Origin of the sequence: Subtercola boreus (assembly GCF_003399635.1) — a bacterium.
GTDB lineage: Bacteria > Actinomycetota > Actinomycetes > Actinomycetales > Microbacteriaceae > Subtercola > Subtercola boreus_B.
Genome location: NZ_NBXB01000034.1, coordinates 185546 through 198470 on the forward strand (window position 1 = coordinate 185546; position 12925 = coordinate 198470).

At 71.2% G+C, this 12925-nt stretch carries 10 protein-coding genes; 5 read left to right on the top strand and 5 right to left on the bottom strand.

Going from position 1 to position 12925, the window contains the following annotated elements; genetic code table 11:
* Positions 1-223: 223 nt before the first annotated feature.
* The 5 genes from B7R22_RS12995 to B7R22_RS13015 are packed head-to-tail and all read right to left on the bottom strand — an operon-like array spanning position 224 to position 6946.
* Positions 224-1894 (bottom strand): MFS transporter, encoded by a 1671-nt coding sequence (locus tag B7R22_RS12995; protein WP_116412118.1) that lies wholly within the window; start codon positions 1892-1894, stop codon positions 224-226.
* Positions 1887-2576 (bottom strand): PadR family transcriptional regulator, encoded by a 690-nt coding sequence (locus tag B7R22_RS13000; RefSeq protein WP_216363450.1) that lies wholly within the window; start codon positions 2574-2576, stop codon positions 1887-1889. Before B7R22_RS13000 ends, B7R22_RS12995 begins: the two co-directional genes overlap by 8 nt.
* A 4-nt stretch (positions 2577-2580) precedes the next feature.
* A complete protein-coding gene (locus B7R22_RS19865) occupies positions 2581-4620 on the bottom strand; it encodes a glycosyltransferase (RefSeq protein ID WP_116412120.1) in 2040 nt (679 codons plus the stop codon).
* Positions 4617-5813 carry a glycosyltransferase gene (locus tag B7R22_RS13010; RefSeq protein WP_116412121.1) on the bottom strand — a complete coding sequence of 399 codons (1197 nt, stop codon included), beginning with the start codon at positions 5811-5813 and terminating at the stop codon, positions 4617-4619. Before B7R22_RS13010 ends, B7R22_RS19865 begins: the two co-directional genes overlap by 4 nt.
* Complete coding sequence (locus tag B7R22_RS13015) at positions 5810-6946, bottom strand: glycosyltransferase family 4 protein (protein WP_147305380.1); 1137 nt, start codon at positions 6944-6946, stop codon at positions 5810-5812. The genes B7R22_RS13010 and B7R22_RS13015 overlap by 4 nt, the downstream gene beginning before the upstream one ends.
* 164 nt (positions 6947-7110) lie before the next feature.
* On the opposite strand from B7R22_RS13015, the gene B7R22_RS18835 reads away from it, so the two are divergent.
* The 5 genes from B7R22_RS18835 (at position 7111) to sufU (ending at position 12923) form a co-directional block, all read left to right on the top strand.
* On the top strand, positions 7111-8178 hold the full coding sequence (locus B7R22_RS18835) for a WcbI family polysaccharide biosynthesis putative acetyltransferase (RefSeq protein WP_147305381.1): 1068 nt from the start codon (positions 7111-7113) through the stop codon (positions 8176-8178).
* Entirely contained in the window at positions 8175-9335 is a 1161-nt protein-coding gene (locus B7R22_RS13030; RefSeq protein ID WP_116412125.1) for a hypothetical protein, read from the top strand. The genes B7R22_RS18835 and B7R22_RS13030 overlap by 4 nt, the downstream gene beginning before the upstream one ends.
* Positions 9332-10714, top strand: a complete 1383-nt coding sequence (locus tag B7R22_RS13035) for a glycosyltransferase family 2 protein (RefSeq protein ID WP_116412126.1) — start codon at positions 9332-9334, stop codon at positions 10712-10714. Before B7R22_RS13030 ends, B7R22_RS13035 begins: the two co-directional genes overlap by 4 nt.
* A gap of 344 nt (positions 10715-11058) precedes the next feature.
* Positions 11059-12471, top strand: coding sequence for a cysteine desulfurase (locus B7R22_RS13040; protein WP_116412253.1), 1413 nt, complete (start codon positions 11059-11061; stop codon positions 12469-12471).
* The gene (gene sufU, locus B7R22_RS13045) at positions 12468-12923 is read left to right on the top strand and encodes a Fe-S cluster assembly sulfur transfer protein SufU (RefSeq protein ID WP_116412127.1); all 456 of its coding nucleotides are present in this window, start codon (positions 12468-12470) and stop codon (positions 12921-12923) included. Before B7R22_RS13040 ends, sufU begins: the two co-directional genes overlap by 4 nt.
* Positions 12924-12925 lie beyond the last annotated feature (2 nt).

Below are 12925 nucleotides of genomic sequence, written 5' to 3' on the forward strand. Positions count from 1 at the left end.
TGGCGGGGCCAGGCGGGCGGGGCGCGGACGGTGGGGCGAGGCGGGCGGGGCGCGGACGGTTGCAGAGCACGGGTCCGGATGGTCGGGGCGAGCCCGACCCGTGGCGCGCCCGACACGGGGCGCGCCCGACACGGGGCCAGCCCGACACGGGGCCAGGGAGGGCCGGGGCCCCGGGCGGGCCGGAGGCCAGCGCTGACGCTCGGCGCGTTCGCGCCCGGTGGCGTTACTCGCGTCCGGTGGGGTTCTCCGACGGCGCGTGCACGGGAACGCCAGCGGCGGGGGCGCCAGGCCTGCCAGCGGCGGGGGCGCCAGACCTCGCTGGAGGGCCGGCGGCGGGGGCGGGTGCGGGGGCGCCGGGCTTGCCGGCGGCGGGAGCGGGAGGCCTGCCGGCGGCAGCGGGGGCGCCACCGCCCCAGGTGGCGACGCGCTTCGGCAGGGCGAACACGAGCAGGAACGCGGCGACGGCGAAGATCGCGCTGACCATCATCGCCGAGCCGGCGGCGTGCGTGAACCCGGTGGCCACGGCATCCTGCGAAGGACCGGAGATGACGAGCGAACCGAACAGCACGCTGCCGATGATCGCGATGCCGACAGCGCTGCCGATTCGCTGTACCGCCGAGATGACACCGCTGGCCGCCCCGGCGTCGCGCTTGTCGACCGTGGCGACGATGAACTGGGCGTTCGGGGCGATGAAGAACCCGTTGCCGACGCCCGCGATGAACAGAGGTGCGATGAGCTCCCAATTCGTGAGGTCGGAGGCCGGAATGAGCACCAGCACGAGCCAGAGCCAGATGAGCCCGATCGAGACGAGGGCGGTACCGATGGTGAGCACGGTGCGTCCGAGTTTCTGCGAGAGCCGGTTGCTCTGCGACGAGCCGAGGATGCTGCCGATCGCAAAGGGGATCGAGACCGCACCCGACTCGAGCGCCGTGTGCCCGAGCCCCGACTGCCAGAGCAGCGAGATCGTGAAGAAGATGCTGGTGAACGCAGCGAAGTAGACGAGGGCGAGGATCACTCCGCCGGTGAAGGCGGGGTGCTTGAACAGCGTGGGCGGAACCAGCGGGGACTTGCCACGCCGGGTGTACGAGACCTCCCACAGCCCGAAGAGGGCGAGCAGAACGACACCGCCGGCGATGGTGAGGTAGGTCCAGAGGGGCCAGCCCTCGTCCTGGCCCTGGATCAGGGGCACCAGCAGCGCCACGAACGCGCCGGAGACCAGCACGAGACCGATCCAGTCGATGCCGCCGCGCGGCTGGGCATCCGGAGCACCGGCTGCGAGCTCGCGGCGTGCCGGCAGCAGGAACACCGCGGCGACCAGCGTGACCACACCGATCGGCAGGTTCACGAAGAACACTCCCCGCCAGCCGTTCTCCTCCCCGAAAGCCTGGATAATCAGGCCGCCGATGATCGGGCCGAGTGCCGACGAAACTCCGATGACGGCGCCCATGATGGCGAACGCCTTGCCGCGCGCCTGCGCTGGGAAGAGCAGTTGGATGAACGCGGTGACGGCCGGAACGAAGATACCTCCGGCGAGGCCCTGCACAACACGGGCGATGACGAGCTGCGTGTCGTTAGCCGCGAAACCACAGGCGAAGCTCGCCGCAGTGAAGAGGGCGATACCTGTAAAGAACACCCACTTGTGGCCGATCCGGTCGCCGAGTCGGCCAGCCGGGATGAGGGCGAGGCCGAAGGCGAGGGCGTAGCCCGAGATGATCCACGACAGAGTCGACTCGCTGGCACCGAGGGTCTGCCGGATGGTGGGCAGTGCGACGTTCACGATGGTGGTGTCGAGCAGGGCGATGCACATACCGAGCAGCAGGACGACGAGCGCCTGCCAGGCGTGTTTGGGGATGGCGGGCGCGGCCTGCGGGGCCCTCGCGGTGGTTTCAGACATGAGTGGAGGCCTTTCCGGGCGGGGTGACGGTGTGGTGGTTCGGGTCTATGGGCTGATCTGACGCCGGAACGGCATGCACCGTGTGGTGCGAGTGAGATTTCGTCGGCAGCGGCGGACGCCCCCAGGCGTTCCGTCTCTGCTCGTCGGCGACGATGTCAGGCACGCGGGCCAGGAGCCCGCGCAACCAGTCGAGTTCGGACCGGATGCGGTGCTCGCGATGCTCCATGGCGAACGTCTCGCTGATGGTGAGGTACGGCAGGGCGCGGAAATTCGCCTCCTCCGTCTCTTCGAGCAGCACTTCGAGCGCACGGATCCGACCCTCGACGATGTGCGGAACATCGTCGAGCCGGTCGCCATCGAGACGGGTGAGAGCCAGGTCGAACGGATCCGACCGGAACGTCAACGTGCTCAACTGCTCGAGCCGGAGGCCGGCCAGCGCCTCCCGCCCCCCGTCGCTGATCTCGTAGATCTGGCGTTCGGGGAAGTTGCCCTCCCGCTCGACACGCACGACGTCGATCAGACCCTCTGCGGCCAGCCGCTTGATCGCACCGTAGAGGGCGCCGACGCTGATGTCCGTCCAGAGGTGCACATGCTCCTCCTCGGCCAGGAGCCTCAGCTGGTGGCCGTGCATCTCGCCGCGCTGCGCGAGCGAACCGAGAATGTAGAGACGAATGGAGGACATGTGACTACTCTCGCAAAAGTAGTCCCGCATTGTCAACCCCGGTGGACTCGATGTCGCGAACCGCCGTTCTCCGCCACGTCCCGTTCACCAGCATGATCGCCCCGGCCTCGGCGAACGCCGCCAGCCACCCCTCCATCGGCCACGACCCCCACCGTTCGCGGTAGAGCGCTGCATTCCGCAGGATGTCGTCGAGATGCTGCCACGGAGGCGACGACGTCGGGTGGTACTGGTGGTACGCGTGCGCTCCGCCCACCCACCGCAGCTCGATGGCCGACGAGCGCAGCCGTGCGGCGAAATCCGTGTCCTCGGCACCGTACCCCTCGTAGGCTTCGTCGAAACCGCCCGTCCGGAGCCACAGGCGAGACATGCATGCGAAGGAGAGCGACCAGAACAGGTCGTACTCTCCATCGGTCCCCGCCTTGGTCTCGCCGGTCGGCAGGTTCGGCCGCGCCCCATGAGGAGCAGTCGCCGCACGCAGCTGATCCGGTGTGAGCGGCTGGGTTCCCTCGGGCAGGTAGGTCACCGGCCCGCAGAGCACCGACTCCGGATGCCCGACAGCAGCTTCACCGTAGAGGCCGAGCAGATCCGGGCCGGGCAGGCAGTCAGCGTCGAGGAAGACCAGAATCTCGGCACCACCCTCGATCGCCGAGGCCGCACCTGCATTCCGGCCCCGGGCCAGCCTGAGTCCGTCGGCACCGGGCGGCTGGTGGATGACCGTGACCCCGTCGATCGCAGGCGGGGGTTCCTCATCGAGCCAGACGCCGATGACCCGGTCTGGTCGTTCGGATGCCGCGGCGCCAGCGAGCCACGCGAACTGGTTGCGCGCGTGCTCGAGCCGGGCCGCCGAGAAGAGGGTGACGACCGCGATCCGGGTGGAGGCCGGCGACGCGTCGACCCGCGCGGCGGAAGCGGCCACCGCGTCGTCGACGAGCGCGGCGGCGCGGAGCGTCGGTGCGCCAGGCGCCGGGGCGCGGAGCGCGGCGACCTCGGCGATCACCGCGGCGGCGCGGCCCGCGGCACCCGCGACCTCCCAGGCCGACCAGTCCGGCGTCGAGGCGCGGGCCCGGGCGAGGAGCTCGGGCCACTCCGAGGCCTCCGGCCACGACGGGGCGACGATCGCGAGTCCGGCGGCCGCGAGCGCGTCTGCCGTCGCCTCCTGTTCGCCGAAGGCGCGGGGCTGGCCGATCACAATGGCGCGAGCACCGACGGCAGCGAGGTCGGCGATGGCATTCTGTCCGGCGAACGAGACCACGACATCCGCGGAGTGCAACAGCTCGAACGGATCGGCCTGCCAGCCCGCCGACGAGACGTGCTCTGTGGCGGGCATGCCGAGCGCCATCCACGAGCTCCGGACGGTGCCCGACGAAGCGCCGATCGTCGCCACGGCGGCCGCCTCGACATCGTCGGGGCCGACAGACGCTCCCCCGGCCCCGACGAGCAGCAGAACGGTGCCAGCCGACGACGGGGCCGTCGGCCGTGCCCGCCCGTCGAACCGGCTGATGCCGCCGACATGACGCACCGCGTCGGCAAAGGGCTCGAGCGAGCGGGGGGCGTACAACGTCTTCGGCCACGGTGCGATGATCCGTTCGGCCAGGGAGTAGGCCAGCTGGTGCGGGGCATCCTGTCGTTCCCCGGGCTGCGCCACGGTGACGACCGGCACCCCGAACAGGCGAACCAGGAGGGTGACTTCGACCGAGACATCCACGACGAAGCAGTCGAAGCGCTGCGACGTGAGGCTGGCCGCGATCGCACCGAGCCGCGAGGCGTGCCCGCTGTGGCCGACGGGCGCCCAGTGCAGCGCTCCGCCCGCGGTCGGATCGGCATCGACCGGATCGAGCCGGTCCCCGCCCGCCAGGCGCTCGGCCTCGTCGTCTCTGTCGAGCATCACCCAGAGCGTGTGCTCGGGCACGACCGTCGGCGGCGGAAGGGTCGAGAACACGACGACGTCGGCGTCCAGTTCACGCCGCACCGACTCGAAGCGGGTGCGGTGCCCGGCGCCCTGGTGGTGCAGGTACCAGCCGACGAGCGGGCGGCGCGCGGTCACGAGAGGGTCCCCGCCGGTGCGTCGCGGCCGGGAGGCACCGGAGCAGCCGCCGCCACCCCGACCACCCCGAGCGTCCCATCCAGCGCGAGCTGCCGGTACATCGTCTCGAGTTCGAGCACCCGGGCGTCGAGCGAGAACCGCGCGACCGCTCCCGCCCTGGTACGGAGCCGGATGCCCGCATCCGCCTCGCCCCGGGCGATCAGTTCTGCGGCCGCGACGGCCAGGCCCGCGACATCCCCCATCGGCACCAGCCGCGCAGACGACGAGCCGGCTCCGACCGCTCCGACGACCTCCGCGACGCCACCGGTCTCGAAGCACGCGACCGGGGTTCCGGTCATCATGGTCTCGGCGATGATGAGGCCGAACGGCTCCTGCCACACCGGCGTCACCAGGGCGCAGCTGCTCTGGCCCACGAGGCGTGCGAGCTCGTCGGGTCGGAGTTCGCCCACGTATTCCGCGTCGGGCCCGAGCAGGGGCTGCACGTCGTTCTCGAAGTAGTCGGGCTCGCCGATCCGCCCGGCCAGTACGATGCGCCGACCGAGCAGGCGCGCCGCCCGGATCGCCAGGTGCGCCCCCTTCTCCTCGACGATGCGCCCGAACCAGACGAGATCCGGGCCGCCGGGGCCGAGCGGCCACCTTTCGGCGTCGACCGCGTTGGGCACCACGGTGGACGAGATGCCGGCGGGCATCCACTCGTCTGCAGTGTGCGTGCTCACAGCGGTGAACTGGCTCGTCGGCGCTGCGGAACGGGCGTGCGCCTGCACGAGGTCGACGAGCACCGGAGTGTGCAGCGTCGACACCATCGGCACGCCCAACCGCCCGGCCCAGGCGAGCGGAGTGCCGTGCAGGCTGTGGTTGTGCACCACATCGAATTCGTCTGAGTGCCGGGCGATGTGGGCCAGGGCGCGCTCCAGCGCCGGGAGAGCGTGCGCCTCGTAGCCAGCCGGATAGTCGACGTCGTTGGGCTGCTCATCGGAACCCCAGACCACCGGCGGCAGCACGAATTCGGGCGGGCCGTCGTGGAGGAAGTCCGACCCTTCGACCGCTGCGAGAGTGATCCGGTGGCCCCGTCGGCGAAGGCTGTCGACCTGGTGCCAGATCGACGACTCCAGCCCGCCGGCGTGCGGCTCACGGATCGGGTAGCGGAGCGGTGCGATGACCGCGATGCGGAGGGGATGCGCGGTGGGCCTCATACGGCGACCGCCGCGAGCGCCCGGCGGTACACGGCAAGGTGCGCCCGGTGGATGTCGCGCTGCTGCTCGGCACGCCACGCCGACCGCTCGCGCACCAGGGTTGCACGGCGCTCGGCGCCCGCCGCCTCGATGGGCGTGATCAGTTGCAGCAGTGCCTGCACCATCGATGGGACGGAACCCGGCTGGAAGACCGCGACCTCGTCCTGACCCCCATGCTGCTCGCCGAAGAAGCCGACGGCGGGTGCCGCGACGGCCACGCCGAGGTCCCAGCAGAGTTCGAGCCAGCCGGAGTGTGTTCCGTGCCGGTAGGGCAGCACCTCGACGTCGACCTGCGAGAGTGCCTCGGCCAGTTCGCTGTCGCTGAGTCGCGGATGCTCGCGGAGCTCCACTCCCGGCTCGTCTGCTGTTCGCCGGCGGAGCGCCCGCCGTGCGTCTTCGTCCCGCACCCGCTCGTTCAGGTCGACGATCACCGCGAGGTCGAGCCCGCTCTCGCGGAGCACTCCCACGGCATCCAGAAGCGTCTCGACCGTGCCGAGCGCGTCGATGTTGGGGCGGAGGTCGCGGAGATGCACGCCGATGGTGATCAGGGACGTACGGGGAGCCTTCGCAGCCGCGCCCGGAGCGCTCGGGGTGGTCGCGTGCGCGGCGAGCATCGGATGCTCGATCACGACCGCCTCGCGCCCCCACCGCCCGCCGACCAGGGCCGCCGCGCCCGCTGTCAGCGTGATGATCTCGTCGGCCGCCGGCACCAGCAGGTCGAGCTGCGCGAGGTGCGGCGCCTGGTCGACGAGCTGCGGGTTCGTGAGGTCGTGCACGGTGAACACCAGCGGTCGGCCGGCGGTGTGGAGGGCATCCAGACCCGCCTGCAGCTGCGGGAGGGTGAACGATTCGATACCGAAATGGAGGTGCAGCAGATCGAAGGTGTGCGCGTTCGCGCGGATCCATTCCGCCTCGAGCATCACTGGCGGCCACCACTGACCGTCTGCGGCTCCCGTCGGAGTGGGATCGGGCAGCAGAACGATGCCGTCGCCGGGCCCTGCTGCGGGGTCGAGCAGGTGCTGGGCGTACGGATGACCGGCGGGTACGGCCGCGATGCGCAAGGGGTTCCCTGCTTCTGAATCGTGGAGTGACATGGCGGTAGGGTTCCTTAGCGGAAGTGGAGCCGAGGCGTGCGAATGCGGTGCATCGGGCGGTGAGTGAGGCCCAGCTTTCTCCAATGTATGACGTGGATCCTGTTCCCCCGAAAGGCAGATGGGGGGTTGACGAGAGGCAGATCCGCGCAAACCGGAAGGTGACTATGAGTGCGAGCGAACCACACCGGGGTGTACAGCAGGGGTCGACGGCGCGTCAGGCGCACTATGGCGAGTTCTACGGGCTCGTTCCCCTGCCAGATGACGCTCCCCTCACCGTGGTTTCTGGCAACTGCCAGGCCGAATCACTGCGGATCATGCTCGACGGGCCCGACCTCCGCACGGTGCGCATTCCGCCCGTGTTCGAACTGGTCGCCTCGGACCTGCCGCACCTCGCCCGGCTGCTCGCCCGAACCCGTTTCTTCGTCTCCCAGCCGGTGCACGACGACTACCACGACCTCCCGCTCGGCACAGCCCAGCTCGCCGCGCTGCTCCCATCGGGCGCACGCGTGGTGCGGATGCCCGTGGTGCGGTTTGCGGGGCTGTATCCCTTCCACGCGATCGTCCGGCCGCCGTTCGACCTCTCGCTTGTGCCGCCGGTGGTGGAGTACCACGACCTCCGCACGGTGATGCGGGCGTGGCGGATGCGGGAGGAGCGGGGTGCGGGTGCGAGCGCGGTGTCTGGCGCGGGCGCTGGCGCAGCACCTGGGGCGAGGCTCGGCGCGGGCGCGGGGCGCAGCGCGGGTGCAGCAGGTGCCGCCTCGGCTGTCGCAGCCGCGACCGTCGAGCAGGTCCGGGCCGTCGCACGGCAGTCGATCGCGGAGCTGTCGAAGCGGGAGGTGTTCCACGACACGGTCGTGTTGTCCGACCTGTTCGCCGCACCGGACTTCGGTCTCATGCGCACCATCAACCACCCGGGCAACGCGATCTGGTCGGCCGCGGCCAGCCGGGTGCGATCGCGGCTCTCGCTCGCCGAGCATGTCGTCGACCCGGGCCGGCCGCTCCTGAATGCGGTGCACGCGCCGCGGGAGGCCGTCGTGATCGAGGCATTCGGGCTCGAGACCGACCCGCAGCCGGACTGGATCGTCGACGGCCGCACGGTCGCGACCTCCGACGTCGTGGAGGCGCACCTCGACTGGTACGCGGAGTACCCGGCGATCATCGACGCCGCGATCGCGCGCCATCGGGGCACGCTCGAGACGCTGGGGCTGCTGGCTGCGGGGGCGGCCGCGTGAGGGCGGGCCGCGGCGGCGGCGGCGGCGCAACCCTCCCGCGGCACCTCGTGCTCGGATCACTGAGGCACGCCGTGACGAGGTACGCGTCCGACCTGGCCGAAGCGATCGATGCGCTCGTGGGTGTCGCCGGTTCCCCGATGGCAGTGGCGGTGGACTCGGCGGGCAGCGCGGTGAGGGCCGAGACGGCCAGCGAGGCGATCGGGGCGGTGGCGGGCATCCAGAACCTGCACCTGCAGTTCACCGACCGGCTCTTCGGCCAGGCGCCCGAACTCGCCGCCGACCTCGTGGAGGAGCTCGCCCGGAGGGCGCGGGTCACGGTCACGCTGCACGACCTGCCGCAGCCCTCGGATGGGGCGAAGAACCTTCCCCGGCGAGCTGCCGCGTATGCCCGCGTGGCCGAGGCGGCAGCGGGTGTGGTGTGCAACAGCCGGCACGAGGCCCTGCTGCTCGCCGAGTACTCCGCGCCGCGGCTGACGCGCGAAGTCGCCGTGATACCGCTGCCCGTCGGGGATGGAGGCAGCGCCGCGGGCAACGCTGCTGGCAGCGCCGCAGGAAGCGCCGCGGCCACCATCGGCACACCAGCCACCGACCCCGGCAGGGCGGCTGCGGCGGCATCACTGTCGATGCCGGCGCCGACGCGCGACGAGGCCGCGATCCTGGGGTACTTCTACCCGGGTAAAGGGCACGCCGAACTCATCGACGCCGTCGCCCGGAGCGGGCTCGATGTCACCGTCACGGCCCTCGGCACCGCCGCGCCCGGGCACGAGGCCGAGCTCGCCGCCGTCTCTGTGTCGGCGAGCGAGGTCGGTGTGCGCTTCGAGTCCACCGGGTACCTCGCCGACGCCGAACTGCTCGAACGCTGCCAACGCGTCGCCGTGCCGGTTGCGGCCCACCAGCACCTCTCAGCCTCCGCCTCGATCAACACGTGGATCGCAGCGGGCCGGCGTCCGCTTGTTCCGACTGGCCGCTACACCCGCGAGCTGGCTGAGCTCCGCCCCGGCACGGTGACGCTGTACGACCCCGACCTGCTCCATCTGGCTCTCGCCGTGGCGGCCGCCGAGCCGGCGTCGACGTGGCTGGCGCCCGGAACGAGCATCCGCCCACACCTGGCGGACACCGCCGAGCGGTACCTCGCCTGGTGGGAGGGCCTCGGATGAGCGGGGTAGCGCCGAACGGCCGGCCCGAGGTATCGCGCCACGGCCCCGCACTCCGTGGCACCGCCCCCCGCGGCATCCCCCTCCGCGGCAACGACTGGAGCCCGCTCGACGGACTCACCCCGGCCGAACCGCCGTCGGTCTCGGTCATCGTCGCCCACTACAACCAGCAGGCGGAGCTCGATCGCACGCTCGCCGCCCTCGGCCGCCAGACCCATCCCGCCGACCGCACCGAGGTGATCGTGGTGGATGACGGCTCCATCGAGCCTCCACGGGTGCCGCCCGGGGTGCGGGTCCTGCGCCAAGACGACCGGGGCTTCCGCTTGGCCGCCGCACGCAACCTCGGAGCGGGGTCGGCCGATGGCGACATCCTCTGCTTCCTCGACGCCGACACAGCGCCGGAACCCGGCTACCTCGAAGCTCTCACGCGCCTGCCCGCGCTCTCCCCCGACGTGGTGACGGTCGGTATGAGGCGGCACAGCGACTTCACGGGCCTGCCTGTCGACGCACCGGTCGAGGTCGAGGCGCCGCTCCGCGAGCTGCCCTCCCCCGAGTGGTTGCAGCGCGCCTACGCCGACTCGCAGAACCTGCTGGTGTCGGATGACCGTTCCTACCGTTTCATCATCGGCGCAGTCATCGCGTGCGGCCGCGTGTTGTTCGATCAGGTCGGCGGTTTCGACGAGACCTTCACCGAGTACGGCGGCGAGGACTGGGAGTGGGCCCACCGCGCCTGGACCGCCGGCGCGGTTTTCGCGCACGTTCCCGGCGCCGTGGCGTGGCACGACGGGCCGGAATGGGCGGGCCGCGAGGGTGACACCGCGGGTCTGGCGCAGAAGAACGCCGAGACGCTGGCGCTCGCTGCGCGGATTCCCGTCGCCGGTTCGCGGCCGCTGGCGATTCGGCCAGGTGGCGTCGTGATGCTGGGCACGCACGCCGGCGTGCCCACGACCGATGTGCTGGTGAGCGTCCATTCTGCTCCATCCCTTGCGGCGCTCGTGATCTGCGTCGACACGGTGTTGCAGGCGATCCCCGGTGCAATCGTGCGGGTTCCGGCGGTCTTCACAGCCGCTCTGGCGTCGGATGATCGCATCGGGCCTCTCGAACGAGCAGTGTCGTCGCGGATCACCATCGAGGTGCCCGTCTCCGTGCGTTTCGACGTGCCCGAGCTTCGTGCCGCCGTCGAACGCATGGCTGTGGAGCAGCTCGGCTCGCTCGAACTCACCAACGGCAGGCGGATCGCCCTGCTCGCCTCCCAGCGGGCCCGTGCGCGAGAGGCGCGGTGGGGGCGTGGCGATCTGTTCCCGCACCTCTCCGCCACGTGCTCAGCCCTCCCCCTCGCCGACGAGCCCGGTCTCGCGGCGTACTTCGGCGGCTGGGGCTGAGCCCCGCCGGCGACGCACCGCCGCACCGCGTGCGGCAGCGGTTCCTCGACGCGTTCGTGCCCGAGCACACGCGCGTCATCCTGAGCGGAGGGCGCGAGATCGGGCTCGTGGCCGTGAGACCCGAGCCGGACGCCCTGTGGATCAAGCACTTCTACCTCGCACCGGCGCACCAGGGCCGCGGCCTCGGAGGCGACGTGCTGGCGCAGGTCCTGTCGCACGGCGACGGCACGCGGCCGTTCCGCCTGAACGTGCTGCAGGGCAGCCCGGCCCGCCGCATCACGAAGGGCCCCGGGCCCGAGGCGCTGTCTAGACTGGAAGGGCATCAGAAAGCAGAGGTCCGGTCGATGACCACCACGCCCGCAACAGACGTCGCACCACGAGCCGGCACAGCCGCAGCCCCCGCCGAACCCGCCACAGCCGCCGCACCCTTCACCGCCGCCGAGCTCGAGGCACTGCGCGCCGACTTCCCGATCCTCGGCGAACACGTGAACGGGCATCCACTCGTCTACCTCGACTCGGGCGCGACCTCGCAGAAACCGCTCGCCGTGCTCGATGCCGAGCGCGACTACTACCTCCGCCGCAATTCCGCCGTGCACCGCGGGGCGCACACGCTCGCGGCCGGGGCCACGGAGCTGTTCGAGGATGCTCGGCATGCCGTCGCGCGGTTCGTCGGAGCCGACGACGACGAGATCGTCTGGACGTCGAACGCCACCGAGGCGGTCAACCTCGTCGCCTACGCGATGTCGAACGCCAGCGTCAGCCGCGGCGGGCGCGCAGCCGAGCGGTTCGCCTTGCGGCCGGGCGACGAGATCGTCGTGACCGAGATGGAGCACCACGCGAATCTCCTTCCCTGGCAGGAACTCGCGGCCAGAACGGGAGCGACACTGAGGTTCATCCCGCTCGCCGACGACGGCACGCTCCGCCTCGACCTCGCGCCCGGGATCATCGGCGAACGCACGAAGGTCGTCGCCTTCACCCACGTGTCGAACGTGCTCGGAACCATCAATCCTGTTGCCGAACTGGTGGCCCTCGCCCACAACGTCGGTGCACTCGTGCTGCTGGATGCCTGCCAGTCCGCCCCGCACCTGGCCCTCGACCTCCACGCGCTGGATGTCGACTTCGCCGCATTCTCGGGCCACAAGATGCTCGCTCCCACCGGAATCGGCGTGCTCTACGGTCGCCGTGAGCTCTTGAACGCGCTCCCTCCGTTCCTGACCGGCGGGTCGATGATCACGACGGTCACGATGGATGGCGCAGAATACCTGCCCGCCCCGCAACGTTTCGAGGCCGGAACCCAGCGCGTCTCGCAGGCCATCGCGCTCGGCGCGGCGGTCGGTTACCTCGAGGCGGTGGGCCTCGACCGCATCGAGGCGCACGAGGCGTTCCTCGGCCAGCGGCTTGTCACAGGTCTCAGCGCCATCGACGGCGTCACCGTGCTGGGCCCGGCGGCCGGCCGCGAACGGGTGGGGCTGGCGAGTTTCGAGGTTGCGGGCATCCACTCGCACGACGTCGGCCAGTTCCTGGATGACCGGGGCATCGCCGTGCGCGTCGGCCACCACTGCGCGCAGCCGTTGCACCGACGCTTCGGCGTGACGGCGTCGACTCGCGCCAGCGCGTACCTGTACAACACCCAGGCCGAGGTGGACGAGTTCCTCGCCGGTGTCGCCGACGCCATCATGTTCTTCGCGCCGCCCGCTGCGCAGGCGGCGTCCGCGACGGCGGTTCTGGGCGCGGCCGCTCAGGATGCTCGCGCATGAGCTCGGGCGAACTGCAGGGCCTCTACCAGCAGGTCATCCTCGATCATGCTCGTGAGAAGCACGGCTTCGGGCTCCTGCCGGGCGACAACGCCGAGTCGCACCAGGTCAACCCGACGTGCGGCGACGAGATCACCCTGCAGGTGCATCTGGGTGATGACGGCTCCGTCTCGCGGCTGGCCTGGGAAGGGCAGGGCTGTTCGATCTCGCAGGCCTCGGCCTCGCTGCTCTCCGACCTCGCGCCCGGCATCGATGTGCCGGGGATGCGCGAGCGGATCGATTCCTTCCGCACTGCGATGCGTTCGAAAGGCCAGCTCGAGCCCGACGAGGACCTGCTCGGCGATGCCGTCGTGCTCGGCGGCACGTCGCGGTACATCGCCCGCGTGAAGTGCGCGATGCTCGCCTGGGTCGCCCTCGAGGATGCCCTGCTGAAGCTGCCCGCCGCCCGCGCGTAGCG

Coding starts and splice junctions, on each gene's coding strand:
- B7R22_RS12995 (WP_116412118.1), bottom strand. CDS start 1,894: ATGTCTGAAACCACCGCGAGGGCCCCGCAGGCCGCGCCCGCCATCCCC.
- B7R22_RS13000 (WP_216363450.1), bottom strand. CDS start 2,576: ATGTCCTCCATTCGTCTCTACATTCTCGGTTCGCTCGCGCAGCGCGGC.
- B7R22_RS13010 (WP_116412121.1), bottom strand. CDS start 5,813: ATGAGGCCCACCGCGCATCCCCTCCGCATCGCGGTCATCGCACCGCTC.
- B7R22_RS13015 (WP_147305380.1), bottom strand. CDS start 6,946: ATGTCACTCCACGATTCAGAAGCAGGGAACCCCTTGCGCATCGCGGCC.
- B7R22_RS18835 (WP_147305381.1), top strand. CDS start 7,111: ATGAGTGCGAGCGAACCACACCGGGGTGTACAGCAGGGGTCGACGGCG.
- B7R22_RS13035 (WP_116412126.1), top strand. CDS start 9,332: ATGAGCGGGGTAGCGCCGAACGGCCGGCCCGAGGTATCGCGCCACGGC.
- B7R22_RS13040 (WP_116412253.1), top strand. CDS start 11,059: ATGACCACCACGCCCGCAACAGACGTCGCACCACGAGCCGGCACAGCC.
- sufU (WP_116412127.1), top strand. CDS start 12,468: ATGAGCTCGGGCGAACTGCAGGGCCTCTACCAGCAGGTCATCCTCGAT.